The sequence below is a fragment of the Variovorax sp. E3 genome (assembly GCF_016082275.1).
Taxonomy (GTDB): Bacteria; Pseudomonadota; Gammaproteobacteria; order Burkholderiales; family Burkholderiaceae_C; genus Variovorax.
In genome coordinates, this window is the sequence record NZ_MOWM01000015.1 from 17,948 (window position 1) to 42,145 (window position 24,198).

General features: G+C 63.5%; 24 protein-coding genes and 3 pseudogenes. 12 read left to right on the plus strand and 15 right to left on the minus strand.

Annotation, left to right across the window (positions count from 1 at the left end):
* The first annotated feature begins 287 nt into the window (after window positions 1–287).
* Window positions 288–437, plus strand: coding sequence for a hypothetical protein (locus BMG07_RS08210; RefSeq protein WP_198084130.1), 150 nt, complete (start codon window positions 288–290; stop codon window positions 435–437).
* A 112-nt stretch (window positions 438–549) separates the two neighbouring features.
* On the opposite strand, the gene BMG07_RS08215 is transcribed toward BMG07_RS08210, so the two are convergent.
* From BMG07_RS08215 to BMG07_RS08240, 6 genes are all read right to left on the minus strand, one after another.
* Window positions 550–897: a hypothetical protein gene (locus tag BMG07_RS08215; protein WP_198084131.1), complete on the minus strand. Its 348-nt coding sequence runs from the start codon at window positions 895–897 to the stop codon at window positions 550–552.
* Window positions 898–1,090: 193 nt separating this feature from the next.
* Complete coding sequence (locus tag BMG07_RS08220) at window positions 1,091–1,996, minus strand: LysR family transcriptional regulator (RefSeq protein WP_198084132.1); 906 nt, start codon at window positions 1,994–1,996, stop codon at window positions 1,091–1,093.
* Window positions 1,997–2,034: 38 nt separating this feature from the next.
* On the minus strand, window positions 2,035–2,670 hold the full coding sequence (locus tag BMG07_RS08225; protein WP_269758765.1) for an SDR family NAD(P)-dependent oxidoreductase: 636 nt from the start codon (window positions 2,668–2,670) through the stop codon (window positions 2,035–2,037).
* On the minus strand, window positions 2,667–5,744 hold the full coding sequence (locus BMG07_RS08230) for an efflux RND transporter permease subunit (protein WP_198084133.1): 3,078 nt from the start codon (window positions 5,742–5,744) through the stop codon (window positions 2,667–2,669). The genes BMG07_RS08225 and BMG07_RS08230 overlap by 4 nt, the downstream gene beginning before the upstream one ends.
* Window positions 5,741–6,850 (minus strand): efflux RND transporter periplasmic adaptor subunit, encoded by a 1,110-nt coding sequence (locus tag BMG07_RS08235; RefSeq protein ID WP_198084134.1) that lies wholly within the window; start codon window positions 6,848–6,850, stop codon window positions 5,741–5,743. Before BMG07_RS08235 ends, BMG07_RS08230 begins: the two co-directional genes overlap by 4 nt.
* Before the next feature lie 81 nt (window positions 6,851–6,931).
* Window positions 6,932–7,549, minus strand: a complete 618-nt coding sequence (locus BMG07_RS08240) for a TetR/AcrR family transcriptional regulator (protein ID WP_198084135.1) — start codon at window positions 7,547–7,549, stop codon at window positions 6,932–6,934.
* Window positions 7,550–7,658: 109 nt separating this feature from the next.
* Between BMG07_RS08240 and BMG07_RS08245 the strand changes: the two genes are divergently transcribed.
* From BMG07_RS08245 to BMG07_RS08260, 4 genes are all read left to right on the plus strand, one after another.
* Window positions 7,659–9,116 (plus strand): efflux transporter outer membrane subunit, encoded by a 1,458-nt coding sequence (locus BMG07_RS08245; RefSeq protein WP_198084182.1) that lies wholly within the window; start codon window positions 7,659–7,661, stop codon window positions 9,114–9,116.
* 50 nt (window positions 9,117–9,166) lie between these two features.
* Complete coding sequence (locus tag BMG07_RS08250) at window positions 9,167–9,388, plus strand: hypothetical protein (protein WP_198084136.1); 222 nt, start codon at window positions 9,167–9,169, stop codon at window positions 9,386–9,388.
* Window positions 9,389–9,703: 315 nt separating this feature from the next.
* On the plus strand, window positions 9,704–9,913 hold the full coding sequence (locus tag BMG07_RS08255) for a hypothetical protein (protein ID WP_198084137.1): 210 nt from the start codon (window positions 9,704–9,706) through the stop codon (window positions 9,911–9,913).
* A 475-nt stretch (window positions 9,914–10,388) separates the two neighbouring features.
* Window positions 10,389–10,751 carry a hypothetical protein gene (locus BMG07_RS08260; protein ID WP_198084138.1) on the plus strand — a complete coding sequence of 121 codons (363 nt, stop codon included), beginning with the start codon at window positions 10,389–10,391 and terminating at the stop codon, window positions 10,749–10,751.
* A gap of 6 nt (window positions 10,752–10,757) precedes the next feature.
* Here BMG07_RS08260 and BMG07_RS08265 read toward each other — a convergent pair whose 3' ends face one another.
* Both BMG07_RS08265 and BMG07_RS08270 read right to left on the minus strand, forming a co-directional pair.
* Window positions 10,758–11,267: a MarR family winged helix-turn-helix transcriptional regulator gene (locus BMG07_RS08265; RefSeq protein ID WP_269758766.1), complete on the minus strand. Its 510-nt coding sequence runs from the start codon at window positions 11,265–11,267 to the stop codon at window positions 10,758–10,760.
* A gap of 12 nt (window positions 11,268–11,279) precedes the next feature.
* The gene (locus tag BMG07_RS08270) at window positions 11,280–11,870 is read right to left on the minus strand and encodes a TetR/AcrR family transcriptional regulator (protein WP_198084139.1); all 591 of its coding nucleotides are present in this window, start codon (window positions 11,868–11,870) and stop codon (window positions 11,280–11,282) included.
* 306 nt (window positions 11,871–12,176) lie between these two features.
* On the opposite strand from BMG07_RS08270, the pseudogene BMG07_RS08275 reads away from it, so the two are divergent.
* A pseudogene (locus BMG07_RS08275) lies at window positions 12,177–13,359 on the plus strand (acetyl-CoA C-acyltransferase).
* 16 nt (window positions 13,360–13,375) lie between these two features.
* Window positions 13,376–15,153: pseudogene (locus BMG07_RS08280) on the plus strand (acyl-CoA dehydrogenase C-terminal domain-containing protein).
* A gap of 156 nt (window positions 15,154–15,309) precedes the next feature.
* On the opposite strand, the gene BMG07_RS08285 reads toward BMG07_RS08280, so the two are convergent.
* The 3 genes and pseudogenes from BMG07_RS08285 to BMG07_RS08295 all read right to left on the minus strand — a co-directional run bounded on the left by BMG07_RS08285 (window position 15,310) and on the right by BMG07_RS08295 (window position 17,365).
* Window positions 15,310–15,609, minus strand: coding sequence for a hypothetical protein (locus BMG07_RS08285; RefSeq protein ID WP_198084140.1), 300 nt, complete (start codon window positions 15,607–15,609; stop codon window positions 15,310–15,312).
* A gap of 23 nt (window positions 15,610–15,632) precedes the next feature.
* A pseudogene (locus BMG07_RS08290) lies at window positions 15,633–16,617 on the minus strand (NAD(P)H-dependent flavin oxidoreductase).
* 7 nt (window positions 16,618–16,624) lie between these two features.
* Window positions 16,625–17,365, minus strand: coding sequence for an SDR family oxidoreductase (locus BMG07_RS08295; RefSeq protein WP_198084141.1), 741 nt, complete (start codon window positions 17,363–17,365; stop codon window positions 16,625–16,627).
* A gap of 160 nt (window positions 17,366–17,525) precedes the next feature.
* Between BMG07_RS08295 and BMG07_RS08300 the strand changes: the two genes are divergently transcribed.
* The 3 genes from BMG07_RS08300 to BMG07_RS08310 are packed head-to-tail and all read left to right on the plus strand — an operon-like array spanning window position 17,526 to window position 20,237.
* A complete protein-coding gene (locus BMG07_RS08300) occupies window positions 17,526–18,116 on the plus strand; it encodes a 2-hydroxychromene-2-carboxylate isomerase (protein ID WP_198084142.1) in 591 nt (196 codons plus the stop codon).
* Between the two features lie 29 nt (window positions 18,117–18,145).
* Window positions 18,146–19,822 carry an AMP-binding protein gene (locus BMG07_RS08305; RefSeq protein ID WP_198084143.1) on the plus strand — a complete coding sequence of 559 codons (1,677 nt, stop codon included), beginning with the start codon at window positions 18,146–18,148 and terminating at the stop codon, window positions 19,820–19,822.
* Between the two features lie 16 nt (window positions 19,823–19,838).
* On the plus strand, window positions 19,839–20,237 hold the full coding sequence (locus tag BMG07_RS08310; protein ID WP_198084144.1) for a hypothetical protein: 399 nt from the start codon (window positions 19,839–19,841) through the stop codon (window positions 20,235–20,237).
* A 160-nt stretch (window positions 20,238–20,397) separates the two neighbouring features.
* Here the strand turns inward: BMG07_RS08310 and BMG07_RS08315 are convergent, their stop codons facing one another.
* The 4 genes from BMG07_RS08315 to BMG07_RS08330 are packed head-to-tail and all read right to left on the minus strand — an operon-like array spanning window position 20,398 to window position 22,416.
* Complete coding sequence (locus BMG07_RS08315; protein ID WP_198084145.1) at window positions 20,398–20,787, minus strand: VOC family protein; 390 nt, start codon at window positions 20,785–20,787, stop codon at window positions 20,398–20,400.
* A gap of 13 nt (window positions 20,788–20,800) precedes the next feature.
* A complete protein-coding gene (locus BMG07_RS08320) occupies window positions 20,801–21,475 on the minus strand; it encodes a hypothetical protein (RefSeq protein ID WP_269758767.1) in 675 nt (224 codons plus the stop codon).
* 48 nt (window positions 21,476–21,523) lie between these two features.
* The gene (locus BMG07_RS08325; protein WP_198084147.1) at window positions 21,524–21,718 is read right to left on the minus strand and encodes a hypothetical protein; all 195 of its coding nucleotides are present in this window, start codon (window positions 21,716–21,718) and stop codon (window positions 21,524–21,526) included.
* An 11-nt stretch (window positions 21,719–21,729) separates the two neighbouring features.
* Window positions 21,730–22,416, minus strand: coding sequence for a GntR family transcriptional regulator (locus BMG07_RS08330; protein ID WP_198084148.1), 687 nt, complete (start codon window positions 22,414–22,416; stop codon window positions 21,730–21,732).
* A 188-nt stretch (window positions 22,417–22,604) separates the two neighbouring features.
* Between BMG07_RS08330 and dctP the strand changes: the two genes are divergently transcribed.
* Window positions 22,605–23,594 (plus strand): TRAP transporter substrate-binding protein DctP, encoded by a 990-nt coding sequence (dctP, locus tag BMG07_RS08335; RefSeq protein ID WP_198084149.1) that lies wholly within the window; start codon window positions 22,605–22,607, stop codon window positions 23,592–23,594.
* A 48-nt stretch (window positions 23,595–23,642) separates the two neighbouring features.
* On the plus strand, window positions 23,643–24,197 hold the full coding sequence (locus BMG07_RS08340; RefSeq protein ID WP_198084150.1) for a TRAP transporter small permease: 555 nt from the start codon (window positions 23,643–23,645) through the stop codon (window positions 24,195–24,197).
* Window position 24,198 lies beyond the last annotated feature (1 nt).

The following is a 24,198-nucleotide window of genomic DNA, read 5'->3' on the forward strand; positions in this document are numbered from 1 at the left end:
TCATCGCGAGAACCTGCAGCTCAAGTCTTGCGCCAACTTCGACGCCGGCAGTCATGCGATCGGGACACGCCGGGTTTCCGCAAACGAAACCGTCTGTCGCGAGCTCCCCTTCGAAATTCCCAAGCGGGTGCGGGAGGCGAATCAGTGCCAGTTGCGGCGTATCTGCGCTGTGCTCAGGCCGAGCTTGGCGTATTCCGCACGGCTTTCACTATGCGGGTGGACCGGACTCGTTTCAGCTGCTGGTAAAGGCCATTGAGCGACTCGTGGAACCTGGAGCGCTCGAGCCAGTGCGCCGCACCGATGCCGAATACCTCGTCTGGAGCGCGGTGCACGGGCTGGCGCTGCTCCTCACCGATGGGCCATTGCGCGGGATGCATGCCACAGCAATCTCCGCACTGGAGCAGCAATTGCCCGACATGGTCGAACGCGGCCTGTAGCAAAAGAACCTGCTTTCTCGACCTTTGCCGATGGCATCAACTCCACCCACCCTGTACCACTCAAGATGAACGCCCTGCACATCGACTTCTGGTATCGACGGGTCCGGGGCTTCTACTTCGCGGCGTTAACCTGCTGTGGCTGATTCAGGTACTGGGAGGGAATAGCGTCTCTGTAGTAGGCCTTTCCGGTGAGATTCTGATTTGCCGAATGCGCCTCTTTCACTGCTTCAGCGTTGACGGTATCCCGGGACTTCGAATACCCGAGTGGAGCAACGACTCCGCTCGATGCGGACTCCCGGTAAGGGTCTTCTTTTTTTGCGACGGTTGCGGCCTCTGCGTCGACGTCCGCCCGAGAGCGAACGCCGGAGCTTTGGAGCACGCCGTCGTAAACCTCTGCTTGGGCAGTTGAAGCAAAAAGAAGCGCAAAAATAGCGCCCTGAGCAATTTGAATCTTCTTCATGTCGGTCCTTGAAAATTTTCGACTGATACTTTCTCGGATCAAACTTTCATCGATCTGAAAGTTGTCGTCCGGAGAACGAAATTTTCCTGTGCTTTATTGCCGTCTGAATACGGTCACGCGGCAACGCCGCGTCTTCAAAGAAGAAACCTCATCCCTCATCGCGCAGTAGGTCGCGCAAGTCGAACGTTCTCGCTCAAGCACTGCGGGCAGGCTTGAGAGGTTTTATCCGGTCCTCAAGAAAGTTCAGGAAGGCACGCTGTACAGCCGTACTGTGTCGCCTCTGCAAGTAAACAGCCGACAACCACATGTCGCTGCGAACGAACTTCGACAACGCCGGCACCAGCCGCCCGCTCTCGATGTAGGGCGCCAGCATGGCCGTGGGCAAGTAGAGAACCCCTGCTCCCAATAGCGCGGCCTGAATCAGCGGCGCCGCCTCCGTTGCGTCCAGGCGTCCGCCCACCGGAACTTCCAATGGAGCACCGTCTACTTCGAAACGCCACTTCGGTTGAGGGTTCAGATGGGTGCTGACAAGCGCGTTGTGGCTGGCGAGATCATTGGGATGAGCCGGCATGCCGTGCGCTGCCCAATACATCGGCGCTGCACAAACGCTCAACTCCATCGCAATCAATCTTCGAACAATAAGATTCTCGTTGGCCGTCGGCGCAAACCGCAGCGCGATGTCAATGCCTTCCTCCGCCAGATCTACGATCCGGTTGGTGAGGACCAGGTGGATGCTGACTTCCGGGTAGTGGCCCAGGAAGGTATTGATCAGCGCTGGAAGCTGCGTCTGGTCTATGCCATGCGGCGCGGAAATGCGCAGACGTCCGCGGGGAGTCAACGCTCGATTCTGGAGTTCCGTTTGAGTTTCCTCCACCAGTTCCAGCATTGGTTTGCTTCTTTCGAGCAGCAATACGCCGGCGTCCGTCAGACTTACAGCGTGGCTGGTGCGGTTCAGCAAACGGACACCGAAGCGACTTTCCAGCGTCGCGATGTACTTGCTGACGGTTCCTCTGGACAGCTTCAGCTGACTCGCGGCGCGGGAGAAGCTGCCGGAGCCTGCGACTTCGCTGAAGGTTCTCAAGAGATCCAGGCTATCCAATGGATTCTCCCTGCTGTAAAAATCCCAAGACGAACTCTTCAGGTGAGACCGAGTTTTTTCCTGAGGCTCGCATCGACGGGGCCTGAGGGCATGAAGCGACGCAGTTTCGTCAGGATGAACGCCTGTCCCAGTGGCGTGCAACACATGCGCCAGGGACCCAGTGCCGCCTTCGGCCATTGAGCGCTCGATCGGGTCGCGTTCGCGGCCGTAGTCCGCGATCGGGGCGCTCGCGCGGGGCCCGTTGACGTCAAGGTTGGTCCGGGTGAACGCCGGCTGCACAGGGTCACGGGAATTCCGAACTGTCGCACCTCGTGATCCAGCGACTCCGACAGTCCTTCGACTGCATGCTTGGTGGCCGCATACATTCCCATGCACGGCGCCGGCAGCACACCGAACACCGAACTGACATTGACGATTCGCCCGCGACGCTGCTCGCGCATGTACGGGAGCACGGCGCGCGTGGTGCAAAGCATGCCCGAGACGTTGGCGTCGAATAGCGCCGTGGCCTCGGCCGTCGGTCGCGCGCAGTGCTGAAGACCCGGCAGCCTCGCTGCGGCAAAGGTTTCCGCAGCGACGCGTCCGATGCCCGATGACGCGCCGGTCACAAGGACAACCGATAAAGCCGACATGATGCTTTCCTTCGGTATGAATGAATTGGCGACGAGCGTTGTCAATGTGGCGCAGGATGGCCGTGACTCGGCCCGATCCTGAACCAGATGGAATACATGGCCGGCAGAAACACCAGGGTCAGAACCGTGCCCGCCAAGGTGCCCCCTATCAGCGTGTAGGCGAGCGCGCCCCAAAACACCGAATGGGTCAAGGGGATGAAGGCCAGGATCGCAGCCAGCGCGGTCAGGATGACCGGTCGCGCACGCTGCACGGTGGCTTCCACGACCGCCTGGAACGAGTCCAGCCCCTCCTGCTGGTTGTGGTGGATCTGCCCGATCAGGATCAGCGTGTTGCGCATCAGGATGCCCGACAACGCAACAAGGCCGACCAGCGCATTGATGCCGAATGGCGCCTGGAAAAGAATCAGCGTCGGCACCACGCCGATCAGGCCCAGCGGACTCGTCAGGAAGACCATGACCATCGCCGAGATGGAGCGCACCTGGAAGATGATGATGAGTAGCGTGATCGCCAGCATGATCGGGAACAGCGGCAGCATGGCCTTGGTTGCCTTTTCCGACTCCTCGATGGAGCCGGCCTGATCGATGCGGTAGCCGGCCGGCAGCTTGTCCATGAGGGGCCGCAGTTGTGCGGTGATGGCCGTCGACACGTCCGGCGGCTGCAGGCCATCGGCGATGTCACCATGCACGGTGATCGTCGGCATGCGGTCGCGCCGGCGCATGACTGGTTCTTCCATGCGTACGTCGACCTCGCCGACCTGGGACAGCGGAATGCGCTGCCCGTTCGCGCCGGACAGCGTGAAGTCCGCGATCCTCGCCGGATCCAGGCGAGTGGTGCCGGCCGAACGAGCCACGACCTGCACCGTGCGGATGTCCTCGCGCACCGCCGTCACGGGCACGCCGCTCAGGAAAAACTGCAGCTGCTGTGCCACCGCGCTGGAGGTCAGCCCCACGGCCTGCAAACGGTCCTGGTGCAAGATGAAGTGCAGCGTGGGCGTGCGCGTACCCCAGTCAGAGTTGACCGTACGCATCATCGGACTGGCATTCATGACCTGCTGCACCTCGGCTGCGATGCTGCGCAGCTTGTCGGGGTCCGGACCCGTGACCCGGTAGGCGACGGGGAACGGCGAATACGGGCCGAACACGAGTTGGGTGACGCGCGAGCGCGCCTCGGGGGTCAGACCATCGGCGATCGCCTGGCGCAGCCGTAGCTTCAAGGCGTCGCGCTCTTCCTGGCTGCCCGTGCGGACCACGATCTTGGCGAACGACGGATCGGGCAGTTCCGGCCCCATCGCGAAGTAGAAACGCGGCGCGCCCTGCCCGATGTAGGCCGTGACGATACGGGCCTCCTCTTGCTTGGCCAGCCAGGCCTCCACCTTCGCCACAGCATCGCTGGTCTGCGTGATCGACGTGCCATAAGGCATCTGCACCTCGATCAGAACCTCGGGCCGGTCCGAGATGGGGAAGAACTGCTTCTTCACGAGTCCCATACCGAGAATGGCCACCACGAAAAGGCCCACCACCGCACCGGCGACCAGCCACTTGCGCGCAATGATGCGCCCCAGCACCCCGCGCAGGCGGTTGTAGCGCGGCGTGTCGTAGATCGCGGCATGACCGCCCTCAACCTTCTTGAAATCGGGCAGCAGCTTGACGCCCAGGTAGGGCGTGAAGACCACCGCGACGACCCAGGACGCGATCAGCGCAATGCCGACGATCCAGAACATGTTGCTGGTGTATTCGCCCGCGGTCGATGGCGCGAAGCCATTGGGCATGAAGCCGACGGCCGTGACCAGCGTGCCCGAGAGCATCGGCGCCGCGGTGTGGCTCCAGGCATAGGCAGAAGCGGACACACGGCTGTAGCCCTCCTCCATCTTCACCACCATCATCTCGATGGCGATGATGGCGTCGTCCACCAGCAGGCCCAGCGCGAGGATCAGCGACCCGAGCGTGATGCGATCGAAGTTCTTGCCGGTCGCGGCCATCACCACGAAGACGATAGCCAATGTCAACGGCACGGCTGCGGCAACCACGAGGCCTGCGCGCCAGCCCATGCTCAGGAAGCTCACCAGCATGACCACCAGCAGCGCGGCAAAGAACTTGACCATGAACTCGTCAACCGAGGCGCTGATGTTGACGGCCTGGTCCGTGACCTTGCCCAGGCTCATGCCCAACGGCTGTTCGGCATTGATGGCACCGACCTCGTGATCCAGCGCCTTGCCCAGGTCCAGGCCGTTCCAGCCGTCGCGCATGACCACGCCCAGCAGCAGGGCCGGCTCGCCGCCGTTGCGGATCATGAAGGTCGCCGGGTCTTCATAGCCACGCTTGACGGTGGCGATGTCTGACAGTTTCAGGGTGCGGCCCTGTGCCACGACCGGCGTGTCGCGGATCTTCTGCAGTTCATCGAAAGAGCCGTCCAGGCGAATGAACACCTGAGGCCCCTTGGTTTCGACGGAGCCCGCCGGCGTCAGGGCATTCTGGCCGTTGAGCGCGCCGAACACGTCCTGCGGGCCGATACCCAAGGTTGCCAGGCGCTCATGCGAGAACTCGACATAGATGCGTTCGGATTGCTCGCCGGCGATGTTGACCTTCTTCACGCCCGGCACATGCAGGAGACGCTGACGCAGCGTCTCCGCGTCGCGCACCAGCAAGCGCTGTGCTTCGCCCTTGGCCTTGAGCGCGTATAGCGCAAAAGTGACGTCCGCGTATTCGTCGTTGATCATCGGCCCGATCACACCGGCCGGAAGGTTGCCCGCCTCGTCGCCGACTTTCTTGCGGGCCTGATAGAACTGCTCCTGCACCCGCGAAGGTGGCGTGCTGTCGAGCAGCGTCAGGGTCGTGAAGGCGAGACCGGGCCTGGTGTAGGTTTCGGAGCGGTCGTAGTAGCGCAGTTCCTGCAGGCGCTTCTCGATCTTCTCGGCGACCTGGTCCTGCATCTCCTGCGCGGTGGCACCAGGCCAGACCGTAATGATGGTCATCACCTTGACGGTGAACGCGGGGTCTTCCGCCCGGCCCAGTTTGAAGAACGCAACAAGACCCGCCAGCGAGATCAGGCAGATCAGAAACAGGGTGATGGAGCGCTCGCGCACGGCAAGCGCCGACAGGTTGAATCGGCCTTCGCTCACGGGCGGACCCCGTCAGCAGCAGTCTGGCCCGCTACCCGCACCTGCTCGCCCTCATGCAACAGGTGGGCGCCGAGCGCGACGATCCGGTCGCCTGGCTTGAGTTGGCCGCCGACGATGCGTGCGCCTTCGTCATCCAGGCGCCCGACCACGACCGACCGCCAGTTGACCTTGGCCGGCTCTGCGCCGATGACCCACACGCCCGGCCCCTTGCCAGCATCGAACAGGGCGCCGATCGGCACTTGCAAGGCACCTTGCGCAGGGGAAAGCCCGTCCGGAATCCGGATGGTGACCGTGGCGCCCAGCGGCGCATTGGCAAGGTCGCCCTTGAGCACGTAGCGCGCCTCGAAGGTGCGGGTCTGCCGATCCGCGGCCTCCGAGAGCTGCCGCAGCGTGGTCGGCACCGTCACGCCCTCTTGGCCGAAAAGCGCGGCCTGTCCGGCGGAACCGACCGCCGGACGCAGGGTTTCCGGCAATTGGACAACGGCTTCGCGCGGACCGGCCCGGGCCACGCGCACCACGGCCTGCCCAGCGCTCACGACCTGACCGGGTTCGGCCAGCGTTTCCATGACGACGCCATCGCCGTCCGCCACGAGCTCGGCATAGCGGCTCGCGTTGCGGGCCACGTCGGCTTGGGCCTCGGCCGCGCCGAGCTGGGCTTTGGCGGCGTCCGCAGCCGCCTTGATCTGGTCGTAGGCCGATGCCGAGATCGCACCGGTGCCGCGCAGATCGCGGTAGCGGGCTTCATCCTCCGCCGTCTGCAGCGAGCGCGCCCGCGCGGCGGCGACCGCCTCCAGCTGGGCATGGGCCGCGAGCTTCAGATCGGCAGGGTCGATGCGCATGAGCAACTGACCGCGCTTGACGGCCTGCCCCGCATCCACCAGCCGTTCCAGCACCTTGCCGGAAACTCGGAATCCCAGGTCACTCTGGACCCGGGCGGCTACGGTGCCAGTGAAGGCGCGTGATGTGGCACCGGCCTCCTGGACGGTGGCGGTGCGCACTTGCGGCGCCTGGGTGCGCGGATCGGACGGCGACTTTTCGCCGCAAGCGGCCAGCGCGAACGGCAATGCGCAGATGACTGCAGAGGTAGCAAGGCGGCGCCAAAACATGAGGATCCCGGTGACGAAGTGATCAGGACCCGCATTTTGGTACTAGTGACCAATTCAGTCAATAGTCACGATGAATTCAGCTCATGGCGAAAGGCTGCGCAGCACCAGCCCGGACAGCTGCGCCGGCGCTTGGGCCGTGTGGTCGAAGCTGTACTGCAGGAGCAGCGGATTGATGTAGGGGTGCATGACAAGGTAGATGGCGCCTGCCGCCTCGTCCAGCGGCGTCTTGCGCTCGAACTCGCCCATTTCCCGGCCTTCGCGCAGGATGTCCTGGAGCAGTTGCCGGATGCGCTCTTCATAGACGACCACGGCCTGCCAGCGCTCGCTGGCGGCCGAGATCGCGATTTCGTAGAGCTTGCGATCCTCGGAGAACAGCCGAAGGCTTGCCTCGACCACCGCCTTGAACATCCGGCGCAGTTTCTCGGGGGAGCGGTCGGCGGCATCGACCGCCGCCCGGACTTCGGCCTCGATCTCGCGCAGGCAGTTCGCGCAGATCATTTCACCGATCGCCTGCTTGGACTCGAAGAACTTGTAGATGTAGGCCTTGGAAAATCCGATGGCCTTGGCGAGGTCGGAGACGGTCGTCTTCTCGTAGCCATACCGGCTGAAGTGCTCGGTGGCCGCGACAACGATCTGGTCCCGCACGTCGTGGTCGGCGGGGCCGCGCGCCACAGCCGGAGAAAGAGTTGCATTGCTCATGGGGCGGCAGCTTACCGCGAGCGAGGAAAATCAACAACGAGTGACCATTTTGAATTATAGTCACATCAATTCAACGTTTTCTTTCCCGCCCTCTTTCCAAGAGAAGCCCATGCTCCAGCGCGTTCTTGTCCCGCTCTTCGCCGTCAGCCTCGTCGCAGGTTGCGCTGTCGGTCCCAACTATGTCCAGCCTGATATGCCCCTGCCACAGCAGTACCTCGGTCAGGCGGCTGTCGATGCACGGCCTGCCTCAACGAGCGTCGACCGACTCGCATGGTGGACAGGTTTCGGCGACCCGCAACTGGCTCGGTTCGTCACGCTTGCACTGGCGCAGAACCTCGATCTTGCGCAGGCGTCCGCACGCGTCGCTCAAGCGCGCGCGGGTCTGGGCGCGGCCAATGCCACTTTACTGCCCTCGGGAAACATCAGTGGACAAGCCGCCCGGGCTTATCAGTCCGTTGAAACGCCGTTGGGACAAGTCTTGAACTCGAGGCCCGGCTTCGACCGCTACGGCAACGCCTACGAAGCGAACCTCGGTGCAAGCTGGGAAGTGGATGTTTTCGGCGGCCTGCGCCGTGGACGCGAAGCGGCACTTGCCGAGTACCAGGCTTCGGAAGCAGGCGCGGCCGCAACAGGGTTGACCGTGGCGGCGCAGACCGCCGACATCTATATCAGCATCCGCGGACTGCAGACCCGGCTCGACGTGGCGCGCCGGCAGATGCTCACGCAGCAGGAGTTGCTGTCCAAGGTCAATCTTCTGTATGGCAAGGGGTTGACGGCCGAACTTCAGGTGCGGCAGGCCGAAGGCGCGCTGGCCCAGGTTCGTGCATCCGTCCCGGCGCTCGAGTCGGGGCTGGACGCGGCCATGAATGCGCTGGATGTGATGCTGGGCTCGCCCCCGGGCACGCACCGGGCGGAATTGGCAGACCTGGGCGCCATCCCGGTCGCCCCGCAGATCACGGACGCGGGAACGCCCGGCGATTTACTCAGGCGACGGCCCGATCTGATCGCGTCCGAGCGTCGCCTCGCCGCATCGAATGCTCGCATCGGTGTCGCCATTGCCGAGTACTACCCCAAGCTTTCCCTGAGCGGCCTGATCGGCAGCGCGACATCGGTGTCCGGCGGCAACCTGTTCTCCAGCGGCGCAAGCCAGGCCACTGGCGTGCTGGGCCTGCGCTGGCGCCTGTTCGACTTTGGCCGCATCAACGCGCAGATCGATCTCGCCAAGGGTCAGGATGCCGAATTGCTAGCCGCGTATCGGCTGGCCGTGCTGCGTGCTACCGAAGATGTGGAAAACGCTTTCTCGACCTTGGTCAAGCGCGAGGAGCAAGCCAGCGTTCTTGCGCAGGGCGTCGACTCGCTCGGCCGTGCGCGAGACGCGTCATTCGCTGCTTACCAGAAAGGCGTCGTCAGCCTGATCGAAGTGCTTCAGGCAGACGAGAACCTGCTGCGCGCTTCCGACGCACAAGCACAGGCCCAGACCGAATCGGCACGCGCCGCGGTCACCGCCTTCAAGGCATTGGGGGGCGGCTGGCAAGCAAGCGGAACCGACGCGGTTGCAACTCGATAGGTGCCGTCCGTGCACGACCCTTTGCAAGCACTTGGACGGGGGAAATCAAAATGAGTGATGACTGCGGTGCTACAGAAAAAACTGCGCCAGGCTTCTGGCGGAAATTGATGCTGGCGCTTGAAGGTATGGACGAGTCCTATGTAGCGGACTTGGAATCGCGCATTCGCATGCTCGAAGTTGAGGTAGCTCGACTTGGTGAACTCGAAAGAAAGCGCGGAAACTCCTCGCCGCACGGCGCTACCTGGAATGCTTCTGAAGCCTCCGGCTCATGAGTTACACGGCGAAAGCCGTAGCCGGGAAGCTCATCCTGGATGCTCTCGATAAGCTGAGCCACCTGAAGATCGCTCAAGGCCACGACGGCTCGTTGGCCCGAGAGTAGAACGTGTCGCGCGGCAGTTCGATCACTTGCCCCCGTTGAATGGAGCAGGCTTCGGGCCGCTGATGATGGGGCTGGCGGCTATTGATGCAGGATGCGGGGCTCGCAACCTCTGTATTGCGTCGTGCGCAATTGCCGGGCGATTTATTTCTCGCCAAAACGTTTGCCTTGAATTTTTTCCAACTCGGGAAGCCATTGAGGCGAAAGCCATATGTTCAAGCTGGAGTTCTTCGTGCAACTGGCACGGTTGGCAACGCGCGGTCAGGTGCAACCCATGCGTCGACTCCAGAAACAGAGAGATGGCTCCCTGCTTGATGAAATGCCAAAAATCATCCGCGTGAAGATGCACTTTGGGGGAGCCCGGCATGGCTGCCAAGGCTTTGGCCATGGTCGTTTTCCCGGCACCAGGCAATGTCCTTGAGCAACCGCCGCAGCACCTTGCCCGCCCCCGCGGTCGACAGCGCATCGACGAAGCGCACGTGCCCAGGCGACGCCGTGCACAAGGCCAGGTCGGGCCGATTCTTTCGAAGGGCAAGGTCGTCAATCGCCCTGCCTCCCGCAACGATCCCAGCCTCCCGTTCTTCCACGGCGAAGCTGCGCTGACCGGCTGGAAGGGGGCGATCGATGCCGTGTACGCGGCCGGTGGCCGCATCGGTATGGCGGCGCCACGCTCAAGGAGCATTCGCGGTTCGCCAGCGAGATCGTGGTCGCCACACGCAAGGCGTTGGGTCTGGACTTTCCGATCATCATGCGCGTGAGCCAATGGAAGCAGCAGGACCTGACCGTGCGTCTCGCAGCGGTGTTTCTGGGAGCCGGAATTTCCGGAACTCGACGGCGATAACGGCCTGAACTGCGCGGGCTGGGCCAAGAAACTGACCGGCACGACCACGATCAGCGTGGGCTCCATCGGCCTGGACAGCGACGTCCTGAACGCCTTTGCCGGCAATGAATCGAAAGCGGCGAGCGCGCAGCGCGTCGTCGAGCGCATGGAACGCAACGAGTTCGACCTGATTGCCGTCGGCCGTGCTTTGCTCGGCGATCCGCACTGGGCTTCGAAAATTCAATCGGGCGGTCACGCGAACCTGAAGGGCTTTGACGCCGCCGCACCGGGTGCGCTCGTCCGATGCAATCGCGACGCTGCTCGCAGACCGCAACTCACCCGCCTTCACATAGCGGCCGGAACCTTCTTCCGTGCGGCAATCGAGCACCCCTCGACGCATCCCTTTCTCTCCACGTCGCAAACCCGGGACATGGCTTGACGTGGCTCATTCCACTGCAGACATGCGCATCAGGCATTCCCCGATGAGCGCATGCAATGCGCTGACATTTCGGCTTCCAATCAAGTGGTGCACTTTGGCTTGGGCCACGCTCCAGTGAGGCACGCCCTCGGCACACTTGCCGCGGCCCGCAGCGGTGATGCGCACGCTCCGAGTGCGCCCGTCGCTACCCGGTCCAAGAGCCACCCAACCCGTCAAGATGAGGGGCTTGAGAGTGCGCGTCAGCGTTGAGGGGGAGAGCGACATCATCTCGGCCAAGTCGCAGGGGCGCACCGGCCCATGCGCCACGACTTCCATCAACAGCCGGTACTGCGTGATTCTGAGGCCGACCTTGCTCAGCTCCGCGTCGTAGTGCTGCCTGACCAGGCGAGCGAGTTGATGCGCCTGGGTGTCGGTGCAGGCGGAACGCTGAAGGCTCGCGGCAGCCGCCGCGCTGGCCTGCGGTGCAGAGCGCGTTTGTATCCGTGCATCTGCAAGAGTGGCGCGCCGAGACGACATCGGCGTCGACCGTCAGGATGCCTTGGACGGCTTTGCGGGGGCCTCGTCCAATGCGTGTGTCTGGTCAATGAAGCGGCGGCTGGAGGCCAGGATTTCTTTGCGGGTGCGCTCGGATTCGACCGCGCGCGACAGGACCAGGGCGCCGACGCACTGAGCAAGCAGTGCCCATGCCGCGTCCGGGTCGCCGATGCGTGAGCTCCAGCTCTTCTGCAAGCGCTTCAGGCCCTCCTCTACCGCAGCGCGCACCTCGGGTCCCGCCCTTGCGATCTCGGGTCCCAAGGCCGGCAAGACGCAACCGGTTTCCGGGTGCAGGGCGTGATACGAACTCAGGTAGCTGCGCAACCGCTTCGCGACATGGTCGGGCGGCGACTCACGGTCCCCGGCGAGCATCTCGGCGCTGTTCGCAACTTCGAGTTCGACGAGCTCGGCGAACAGCGCTTCTTTAGAGGGGAAATGGCCGTAGAAAGCGCCCCCACTCAGGCCGATGCCCGCCATCAGCTCATCGACACCGGTTGTACCGAAGCCGCCCTTCTTGGCGATCGCACGGGCATTCGCGACCAGCTTCTTGCGGGTTTCCTCTTTGTGGTTTGCCGGATAGCGCATGGGTGGGCCTCTACAGATCGTGGAGCACCCATCATAGCATTCCGACCGTTTGTTAAACGCTCTCACTTCCATTAACCCATCGACCTTCCGGGCGAGGGTTTCTCCCTGCCGCAATTCCGCTCCAACGTGTTGACGCCGCCTTCGTTCCAAATCTATAGTTCACCATCGTTTATCAAACGATCGTTATCTAAAGTAAGGCCAGCGAGACGATGGCGATATGGAACTCTCGCCCACCCTGTGCCTGAACCGCTCCACCGCGGCGAGCCGCTGCACCAACTTATCTAGCCAACCCCTCGGAGTCTGATCATGAGAGAAGCCGTCATCGTTTCCACCGCACGCACGGGCATCGGCCGCGCGTTTCGCGGCGCGTTGAACAACATCAAGTCGCCGACTGACGGGCCACGCGATTCACCATGCCGTCCAGCGGGCCGGCATCGACCCGGGGGAAGTGGAGGATGTGGTCATCGGCAGCGCGATGGCCGCCGGCACCGCGGGCATGAACATCGGACGCTTGGCGGCGCTCGCGGCGGGACTGCCGCAGTCCGTTCCGGGACAGACGATGGACCGGCAATGCGCCTCCGGGCTGATGGCCATTGCGACGGCAGCCAAGCAGATCATCGTCGACGGCATGGACGTGACCGTGGGCGGTGGTCAGGAGAACATTTCCGCCGTGCAGAACCCTTTCGTCAAGTGGGTGGGCGAAGAGGCCGACCCGCTGCTCGTCGCACGCGTGCAGCATGCCTACATCCCGATGCTGAACACGGCCGAGCTCGTGGCGAAGAAGTACGGCATCTCGCGCGAGTCGCAGGACGCGTATTCCGCGCAAGCACAACGCCGCACTGCCTTGGCGCAGGAGCACCGTCTGTTCGATGACGAGATCGTTCCAATCACGGCGAGCATGGCCGTGGCCGACAAGCAGACGGGCGCGATCAGCTACCGCGACGTCACGCTGGACCGCGATGAGGGCAATCGCCCCGACACAACACTCCAAGGCCTGTCCATGCTCAAGCCAGTCATCGAAGGCGGCGTCATCACCGCGGGCAATTCGAGCCAGCTTTCGGATGGCGCATCGGCCTGCGTGCTCGTGGAAAGAGCGGTCGCCGAGCGCCGCGGGCTCAAGACCTTGGGCACGTACCGCGGCATCGCGGTGGCGGGCCTTGCCCCCGAAGAAATGGGGATCGGTCCGGTCCTTGCCGTGCCCAAGCTGCTGAAGACCCATGGGCTCAAGGTGAGCGACATCGGTCTCTGGGAATTGAACGAGGCCTTTGCCTGCCAGGTGCTGTACTCGCGTGACCGGCTCGGCATCGACCCGGAGACACTGAACGTCAACGGCGGCGGCATCACCATCGGCCACCCTTACGGCATGACCGGTTCCCGGCTGGTGGGGCACGCGCTCATCGAGGGCAAGCGACGCGGCGTGCGCTTCGTCGTGGTGACGATGTGCGTCGGCGGCGGCATGGGCGCCGCAGGCCTGTTCGAAGTCGCCTGAGGCAAGGAGCATCGCCATGACCTACGAAATCCCGCTGCGTGAGATCCAATTCGTATTGCACGAGCTGCTCCAGGTGCCGGCCATGCTGGAGGCCTGTGGCCAGCCGGAGCTCGATGCCGAGACGATCGACCAGGTGCTTGCCGCGGCCGGACAGTTCGCATCCGAGGTGATTGCGCCGCTCAACGCGCCTGGAGACGAGCACGGCTGCAGCATGCCCTCGGCCGGTGTGGTGCAGACACCGCCCGGTTTCAAGAAAGCCTACGACGAATTCACGAAGAACGGCTGGCCCGGACTGTCTTGCAGCCCCGAGTTCGGGGGCCAAGGTTTTCCTTCGGTTGTGGCCAATGCGGTCTACGAAGTCTTCGGTGGCGCGAACATGGCGTGGGCCTCCTACCCCGGCATGTCGCATGCCACCTACGTGAACGTGGCGGCCAACGGATCGGAAGACCAGAAGGCACTCTATCTGCCGAAGATCGCGTCGGGCGAGTGGGCCGGCACCATGTGCCTGACCGAGCCTAACGCGGGCACCGACCTGGGCCTGATGCGAACCCGTGCCGTGGCGCAGGCCGATGGCAGCTACAGCATCACCGGCAGCAAGATCTTCATCTCGGGCGGCGAGCAGGACCTGACCGAGAACATCATGCACCTGGTGCTCGCACGCACGCCGGACGCGCCGCCCGGCGTGAAGGGCATTTCCCTTTTCATCGTCCCCAAGTTCCTGCCCGATGCGAGCGGCGCTGCCGGGGCACGCAATGCAGTGGTCTGCGGCTCCATCGAGCACAAGCTGGGCATCCACGGCAACTCGACCTGCACCATCAATTTCGACGGCGCGACCGGCTGGCTGCTGGGGGCGCCCAACAAGGGACTGGCGGGCATGTTCGTGCAGATGAATCACATGCGCGTATTGGTCGGCACGATCGCCATCGGTCTGATGGAAGCGGCTTACCAGAAAGCCCTGGCCTATGCGAAGGAGCGCCTGCAGGGTCGCGCCAGCGGGGTGAGATCGTCCGGCGACGTGGCCGACCGGATCATCGGGCATGCCGACGTGCGCCGCATGCTGCTCACGCAGAAGGCGAACATCGAGGGCGCACGCGCGCTGGCGCTGTGGACCTCGCAGCTGAGCGACGTGCAGCGCCTCCATCCCGATCCCGCCACACGCAACGAGACGGCCGAACTGCTGGGCCTCCTGACCCCGCTCGTGAAGGCGCTGTCCAGCGACCTCGCGGTGGAGTGCACGCTGCTGGCCATGCAGGTGTTCGGCGGGCACGGTTACATCCGCGAGAACGGCGTCGAGCAGCACCTGCGAGACGTGCGCATCATAGGGCTGTACGAGGGCACGAACGGCGTGCAGGCCATGGACCTGCTCGGGCGCAAGGTGCTGGCCGACCAGGGCCGGCAGATGGGCGTCTTCCTGGACATGGCCGGCGCATTCGCCGAGACCTGCGGCCCGCGCGAGCCAATGCGCGAATTCGCGCAGCCGCTCGCCAAACTGGTCACCGACATCAGGCAGCTCACCGGCGAGCTCGTGGCCGCGTCTGCGCAAGACCCGCATGCCGCGGGCGCGGCCGCTGCGCCCTACCTTCGCCTCGTTGGGCACCTGGCCCTCGGGTGGAGCTGGGCGCGAATGGCCGAAGTGGCGTTGAAGCACTCCGGGTCGACCGACCCGATCTATGCATCGAAGATTGCCACGGCCCGCTTCTACTTCCACGCCTGCTGCCCCAGACGGCGGCGCTGTGCGGCGAGATCCGGGCCGGCTCGTCCGCGGTGATGGAGCCGGCCGTCGATCTCTTCTGAGCGGGTGACATGTAGCACCTGAGCCGCTTCGCGGTTGCCACGCCCGACAAGATCGCGGTGCGTTTTCTCGAATCGGACGCGGCATCCAGCTTCCGGCAACTGGAGCACGAGGCGAACCGGGCGGCCAACGCCTTGCTGTCGCTCGGCCTGGCCCAGCTACGCGAGGGAAACCCGCGCAGTCGCCAAGTCAGCCGGCGCCGAGACGAGCAGAGAATGGCTCGTCGGCGGCGACTTATGAGCGAACCTGTTGCCAGGCGTCAACGCATCGGCTTGCGCGATCCGGTAGTCCTGCGCAGCGATCGGGATGGCGCGGTCGGCTGTGCGGCGAATAGATGCTCGCGGCACGCTCCCGCGACCTTGCTCAGCGAGCAGTTGCATCACTTCCCACCAGCGCCAGCCGCCGTGCCATGCCCCGTGCGCGAAGACGAATGTCGGCTTGCCGATCTTTTCGCCCATGTTGGCTCCCGTCCGTCTGTGAACTAGGCTGGTACCGCGTCCAGAAACCCCGCAAGCCGTTTGGCAATCAACCGGTCCGCCTCGTCCATGATGCGATCGAGCAATTCCTGCACCGTCGGAATGTCGTTGATCAAGCCGACCACCATGCCGCAACTCCAGGCGCCCGCATTCATCTCGCCTTTCAGCATCACGCGCGGGTAGATGCCCGCGACTTGGTCGATGATGTCGTCGAACTTGAGATCGGTGCCTTTTTCCTTCTCGATCCTGATCAACTGCTCGACGGATGCGTTGGTGAGGACGCGCTCGGTGTTGCGCAGACCGCGCATCACAAGCCGCGTATCGAACTCCGTGGCTGCGACGATGGCGTCCTTCACGTTCTGGTGCACCGGTGCTTCCTGCGTGGCAACGAAGCGCGTGCCCATGTTCATGCCGTCCGCGCCCAGCGCCAGCGCCGCCACCAGGCTGCGCGCGTCGGCCATGCCGCCGGAGGCGACGAACGGGATCTTCAGCTCCTCGGCCGCGCGCGGCAGCAGGATCATGTTCGGCATGTCGTCCTCGCCCGGGTGGCCGCCGCACTCGAAACCGTCCACGCTCACGGCGTCGCAGCCAATCGCTTCTGCCTTCAGCGCGTGCCGCACGGATGTGCACTTGTGGATGACCTTGATGCCGGCCTTCTTTAGCGCGGGCATGTAGGCCTCGGGACTGCGCCCCGCTGTCTCGACGATGCGAACGCCACCCTCTGCGATCGCCGCGATGTACTCGGGGTATGGCGGCGAAGACAGAGTCGGCAGGAACGTGAGATTGACGCCGAAGGGCTGGTCCGTCATCTCACGACAGCGGCTGATTTCCTTGGCCAGGAGCTCCGGCGTCGCTGGGTCAGGCCCGTAATGAGCCCGAGCCCTCCGGCATTGGAGACCGCCGCGGCGAGCTCAGCAAAGCGACGTAGTGCATGCCGCCCTGGATGATCGGGTGACGGATGCCGAAGAGTTCAGTGATGCGTGTTTTCATGTGTCTTTCACCAGGTTTCCATGTAAGGACGAAGATCCATCTCGAACGTCCATGCATCTCGAGGCTGGGTGTGCAGGTACCAGTAGTTTTCTGCGATGTGCTCGGGGTTCAGGATGCCGTCCTGCTCCTTGAGTGCGTAGCGTTCGGGAAAATTGCTGCGAATGAACTCCGTGTCGATCGCGCCATCGACCACGATATGGGCCACGTGAATACCCCGCGGTCCGAGTTCGCGCGCCATGCTCTGGGCCAGTGCGCGCAGCGAATGCTTGGCGCCGGCGAAGGCCGCGAAATTCGCTGCGCCTCGAGTCCCGGCCGTCGCACCAGTGAAGAGGATCGTGCCACGCCCCCGCGCGACCATCCTGCGGGCGACCTCGCGCGCATTCAGGAATGCACTGAAGGCGGCCATCTCCCAGATCTTCATGTACTTGCGCCCCGTCTCCTCCAGGATGCTGCTGGGCACGTTGGCGCCGATGTTGAACACCATCACCTCGATCGGGCCGCGCTCCTTCTCGATCAGGTCGATGAGGGCGACGACGTCGTCTTCCTTGCGCGCGTCGCTGCCATAGCCGAACGCCTGGTCGCCGGCCGCGCGAATGCGCCCGACGGCCGGCTCCAGCTTGTCGGCCGATCGCCGGGACAGACACGCGACGTAGCCCTCGCGGGCGAAGCGCGCGCCGATTGCGCTGCCCGTGGCGTCGCCCGCGCCGACGACGAGGGCCACGCCGCGGTGATTGGCTGATAGGTCCATACGGTCTCCTTTAAAAAAACGTCCGTTAAGTCATCGACACGTTAATCAGTGAACGTTCGTTTGTCAATCGAAGAAGAACCCAGTGAAACCCCGTTGACGGCACTCCAGCAATCACATAGCTTCCGTTTACCAAACGTCCGTTAACTTAAAGGAGCCATGAATGCGCAAGTCGGTTGATTTTTTCTTCGATGTCGGCAGCCCCTCGTCCTACCTCGCGTGGACGCAGTTGCCTGGCCTGTGTGCCAACCACGGGGCCGACCTCGTCTACCGGCCGATGCTGCTGGGCGGCATCTACCAGGCCACGGGCAATGCCTCGCCTGCCACTATTCCCGTCAAGGGGCGCTATACGCAGATGGACTATGAGCGCCATGCGCGCCGCTATGGCGTGCCGTTCCAGGGCAATCCGCACTTCCCGGTCATCACGCTGTTCCTCATGCGCGGGATTACCGGAATTCAGCTGCGCCGCCCCGAGCAGCTGCAGCAATTGCTGGGCTGCGTGTTCAAAGCGCTCTGGATCGACGCGCTCAACCTGAACGATGCGCAACTCACGGCCCGCATCCTGACCGAAGGCGGTTTTGATCCCGCGGAGATCGATCGCCTGGCGCAGGACCCAGAGATCAAGGCCGCGCTGAAGGCCACGACGCAGGAAGCGGTCGAGCGCGGCGTGTTTGGTGCACCCACGCTCTTCGTCGGCGACCAGATGTTCTTCGGGCAGGACCGCATGGACTTCGTTCGCGAAGCCCTGTCTTGACTCGCCGTCAATCACACGAAGGGAAATTCATGGAACACCGTCCCTGGCATGCCTCTTACCCCGCAGGGCTTCCCCGCGAGATCGTCCTGGACGACAGTGAAACCCTCGTCACCTTGCTTGAACGCGCGTTCACGAAGCACGGTGCCAGGACGGCCGTCACCTGCGCCGGAGAATCGCTGACCTTCGCGCAAGTCGAGCATGCGTCAGCGCTCCTCGCGCGGTCCCTGCAAGCGGCCGGGCTCAAAAGCGGTGACAGGGTGGCCCTGCTGCTGCACAACAACCTCATCTACCCCGTGGCTTTGGCTGCCATCCTGCGCGCGGGCATGGTGGCGGTGACCATGAACCCGCTCTACACGGCACGCGAGCTGGCGTACCAACTGGCCGATTCGGGGGCGTCCGCACTGGTGGCTGCTGAGCCGTTCATGGGTGTGGTCACCGAGGTTCTCGGCCAGACACAGCTTCGGTATGTCATGACTGTGCCGATGCAACAGGTGAAGCAAGCCTTGTTTGCGACGGGCAGCGATGCAGGTGCGCCAGCTGCGAACGATGGGCCTCGCGTCGTCGGTTTGCGCGACGCGACCGCCGCGCTGCCGGACGCCGACTTCGCCAGCGCGCACATGCACCCCTCCGACCTGGCTTTTCTGCAGTACACCGGCGGCACGACAGGTGTTTCCAAGGGCGCTTGCCTGACACACCGTAGCGTGCTTGCCAGTTCGCTGCAGATGCGGACATGGCTGCGGTTGGCACTCGACATCGACAACTTCGAGATCGTGACGCCGTTGCCGCTGTATCACATCTTTCCGCTCGGGATGGCTTTGACGGCCCTTGCCAGCGGCGCTCACAACCGCCTGGTGGTCAACCCGCGCGACGCCAAGGCGCTTTGCGCCGAACTCGAGCGGGCGCCCTTCGACATGCTGATAGGCGTCAACACGATGTTCAATGCCTTGGTGACACTGCCCGAGTTGTCCGGCATCGACTTCTCCCGCTGCAACGTGGTCATCGGCGCAGGCGCCTCGATCCAGGCAGCCGTTGCAGCCAAGTGGGTTGCGGCCGGCGGCCCCCCCATCACCGAGGCGTATGGGCTGACTGAAACGTCGCCCAGCGTCACCTTCAATGCGCCGGGGCGCAACGGCACCATCGGCGCGCCTGTTCCATCGACCGACGTTCTCATCGTTGACGAGGCGGGCGAACCGGTGCCGCTTGGCACGCCCGGCGAGTTGCTGATCAAGGGGCCGCAGGTCTTCGCGGGCTACTGGAACCGCGAAGACGAGACGCGCAGGTCTTTCACGCAGGACGGCTGGTTCCGCACCGGGGACATCGTCACCATGGATGCACAGGGTTTGATGTACATCGTCGACCGGAAGAAGGACATGATCCTGGTCTCAGGCTTCAATGTCTACCCGAACGAAATTGAAGGCGTGGTCGCCATGCACCCGGACGTGCTCGAATGCGCGTGCGTCGGGGTGCCTGATGAGCGCTCGGCGGAGGTCCCTCATCTCTTCGTCGTCCGCCGCGTACCTGGGCTCAGGGCGGAAGAGTTGGAAACGCATTGCCGCAAGCTCCTCGCCGCCTACAAGGTGCCTCGCCACATCACGTTCCTCGAGTCGCTGCCCAAATCAGCAGTGGGGAAAATTCTGCGCAAAGAACTGAGGCCAGTTTCCGGCGGTGCCACGGACGCGGCACCCAAGGTTGAAGTCGCCAAATGAACAGCTGAATCGACGTATGTACGCGGTTGTCTTGAATGGAGTGCTGGACCGATGTGGCCGCGTGAAGCCCTTCGGGTTGCAGCAAACCACAGCGCGCGGAAGCGACACTCTCACTTGCGAAGTCATCGAAGCGGGCGGCGGCGTGCTCGCTGTTGCCGAAGGCTGGCACCGCGGCCCGACTGCACAGCCGGTGCGCGACGCGGAACAGGTCGACCTCATCATCGAGCGCCCGATGAGCGCATCGCGACCGAACGTCGCTCTCAACGGCAAGGACTTCGCGACGCCCTGGGAACCCTGGCCATCCAGCGCCGCGCAGCAAAGCTGCGACGGCCGTGCGCCTACGCAAACACCCATCCCATCAGCACGAAGCCATGGATCTGCCGATCAAAGCAGGCCTAGCTCACCTCGTTGCTGACGCGCGCAGCCACGTTGGCGCAGGGCAGCCAGATGGGCCCGTCTTCGGCGCCCCCGGCCCGGATTTCAGCAGCGACTCGGCTGATACCAGACGTGGCCCATTCATTCGAACAGATTCCAAAGATTTTTATTAAGTGAATCTTGCGAAAGCCGGCACAAGATCAGGCATCGACATCAGCAAACTGAAGCTCAACCCCGTTCCCGGCTGGATCCAGGAAGATCAGCTGGATGAGCGAGGTTTCCGGTACTTTTGTTTGACGGAAGGCGATGCCTTTCGCGTGCAACAAGTCTTCAAACTCTCTCATGCCTACACATGAAAAAGCGACGTGATCGACATGTGGGCTTCCGGTTTGTACCGGGCCTCCCACCGATTCATCTTCGACAAGATGAAGTACCGGCGTGTCCCCAAGATACAGCCAATGCCCGGTTGACTGGAAAGGCGGTCGCCAGCCCGCGCGAAGCCCGAGCACGCTCTCATAGAAGTCTCTCAGCTCTCCCACAAGCGCCTTGCGTGCACGAATGTTGATGTGGTGAATGGCCTGAGCGGGCATGTTGGTCCCTTGCCTATGAAGGATGGCGTCTGGCGTCGGCAATATCCTCGGACGTTGCCGAATGCGAGAGCGTGTAGAGGCCGCTCACCGCGCCAGCGACAGCGCCGGCCGCCCGCAAAGCTGTCTCGGCAAGATCGGCATGGACGAGCGACTCCAGGGCAGATGCATCGTATCCCACCGCCACGAACACCCAATCGGCCGCGCGATCCGCTGAGTTGCGGATGCGCTGTTCTGTGGTTTGCGCGACGGATGGTGTCCGGTGTCGCAACAGGTGCGCACCCACAAGTCCCGAGCGCTGGACCAAAGCGGCGCAAAGCGTTCGGAAAAACGCGCGCAGGTCCTCAGCGCTGTCTTGCTGCGGCGAGATCTGCAATGTCAATGCGTGCTGCGCAGCGCTCCCGCCGCGTGACTCCAGCACGTGGCACTGGCTGCGCACCATGTTCCTGTGGTGGGGCATCATCTTCGTAGACCAGGGCGTTGGCGTGTTCAGATGACTGACATAGGCACTCGATGAGAGAACCGCGTACGACGCGAGCTCGTACATAACGAAGATGCCTTCGCCGCCGGAGGCACTGGTCCAGCGTGATGCGCGATGAAAGCCCGGAACCGCGAGCCGCTCCGGAAAATGCTCGTGAGAGTGCCAGTCCTCGAACTCGGCCCTCACCTCGGGCGCCATGTCCCACCACATGGCCAGTGCTGCGCTGCCTAGAAGCGACATTGTCTTTGCCCTTTCTGCCTATCGTTCGATCTTGATCGAAATGCCTTGGCGGCTGCCGGCCGCAATTGCATCGAGCGTCATCGCCATGTCGATCGACTCAGCCCGGGTGGCGCCCATCCATCCGTCCCAGCCGAAGCGCACGGGACCGTGAAACGACTCGGCCTCGGCTGGGAATCCAGCGCAGGCCTTGGCTTCGATGGCAAAGGACCTCACAGGAATCCGGTTCAGGCGGCGGCGTCCAGCACAGATGTCATCTGCGTGACGCAATCCTCGACGTGCGTGACCAGAACCTGCTGCGCTCGCTGCCAGTCTCGGGCGAGCGCGCTCTCGAGCAAGACCCGGTGCTCGTCGGCCGCCTCCTGGCCACGGAAGGTGGCGGCGATCATCTGGTAGCGCAGATACTTGTCGCAGATCGACGCATATGTCTGCAGCAGCAAGTCGGAGCCGCATGCGGAGATCAGCGCGACGTGAAACGCCCAGTCGTACTGGCGCCAGCTTTCCGGCGAGGAAGGATCGTTGGCTGCCATCCTCTTTTCCATCGTGGCGAGCTTGTGATATGCCGCGACCACGCGGCCTTCCCACTCGAGGTCGCCGCGCTGGAACGACTCCTTGAGTCCGTGGCTCTCCAGCAGCAGCCGCATCGATGCCACTTCGCGAAGGTTTGCAGAGGAGACCGCGGTCACCTGGAAGCCGCGCGAGCCTTCGGCAACGAGCAAGCCTTCGGTGGCCAGGCGGTTGAAGAGCTCTCGCAGCGTGCTGATGCTGGTGCCGTAGGCCTCCTTCATCCGTTCAAGCCGCAAGCGGCGTCCTGGCGTCAACCGGCCCAGCACGATGTCCGAGCGAATCCGGCGATAGGCGACTTCGCCGACGGTGGTGGTGTCTGAGGGATCGGGGGAAGTGTCAGTCAGCAAAGGTCGCTCCTGGACGCGTCAGAGATCAGCATAGCGCCTGTTTTGATCGCAGTGCCGATCATCAGAGAATACCCTAATCATCAGATGTATTGCTTATGCTCCGATGATCCCCTACGATCAAACCGGTCTGCTGCGACGCATCGCAGTCGAGACGGGGCCGCCTTCGAGGCATTCACAACGGAGACTTCATGAATTCGACTTTTTCGCGTCGCGCGACACTCGCCGCCGGTGCCTCGGCCCTGGCATTGGGCGCCCTGTCCACTGCATTCGCCCAATCCCGCACCAAGCTGCGCTTCAGTTCGGCCTTCACCGAACAGGACCTGCGCACCGAGGCCTACAAGAACTTCGCCGCTTCGATCAAGAACGACGGCTACGACTTCGAGCCCTACTGGGGCAACACGCTGTTCAAACAGGGCACGGAACTGGTGGCCTTGCAGCGCGGCAATCTGGAGATGTGCAACCTCGCGCCGGCCGACATCAGCAAGCAGATCCCCGCGTGGTCGCTCATGACGTCGGCCTACCTGTTCCGTGACGTCGATCACCTCAAGAAGACGTTCAAGAGCGATGTGGGTCGCGAGTTCATCAAGATGGCGCGCGACCAGCTCGGCATCCAGATCATCACCCCGGTGTACTTCGGTTCGCGCAACGTGAACCTCAAGCCGGCCAAGGAAATCAAGACGCCCGCCGATCTCGCCGGCATCAAGTTGCGCATGCCCCCGGGCGAGTACTGGCAGTTCCTGGGCGAGTCGATCGGCGTCAATCCCACGCCGGTGGCCTACGCCGAGGTCTACACGGCGCTGCAGTCCGGTGCGATCGACGGCCAGGACAACCCGCTGGTGGCGAGCCGCCTCATGAAGTTCAACGAAGTCACCACGCAGTTCGTGCTCACCGGGCACGTGCTGGGCTACGACGTGATGGTCATGACGACCAAGCTGTGGGATGCAATGACGCCCGCGCAGCAAGCAAAGTTCCAGTCGGCGGCGGAAAAATCGATCGACGATTACACGGCCAAGTTCGTGGCCCAGGAAAAGGAGGTGCTGGAATACTTCAAGAAGGAAGGCAAGAAGGTCTATACCCCGGACCTCGCCGCCTTCCGCACCTACGCCCAGAAGAAGTACGTCGACAAGTACGGCAGCGAGTGGCCAAAGGGCGCACTCGAGCGTATCAACGCCCTTTGACCTGCGCCCCGCCGCGCCTGCGTGGCGGGAGACCTCACCTTTCACTCGATGGCCGGCGGCGCGCGCCGGCGACAGCAGGAAACCCAGACGATGCTCACTCGGCTTCACGCGGCGGGATCGTGGTTGCGCAGGCGCGCAAACGATGTCGCCGTGGCGCTCATGGCGCTCATGTTCGTGTCCTTTCTGCTGCAGATCGGATTCCGCTATTTCCTCAATCAGCCGCTGGGGTGGACCGACGAGGTGACGGTCCTGTGCTGGGTGTGGGCCGTGCTCTGGTGCGCGGCTTTCGTCCTCTCGGACCAGGACGAAATCCGGTTCGACATCGTGTACGGGGCCGTCGCGCCGGGTACCCGGCGGGCTTTCACGGTGGCGTCCAGCATCGCGATCGTCGTGCTGTTTGTGGTGTCGCTCCCTGCCACCTGGAACTACGTGACGTTCATGAAGCGCGAGCACACCGCCTACCTGCACATGCGGTTCGACGTCCTCTACGTCGTCTACGTGATCTTTGCAGTGGCCATCATCGTGAAACACGTCTTCCTTGCCTGGCGCGCATTCAAAGGCGCCCCTTCCGAAACCGGCAGCATGCCGGACAACGCAGCCTGAC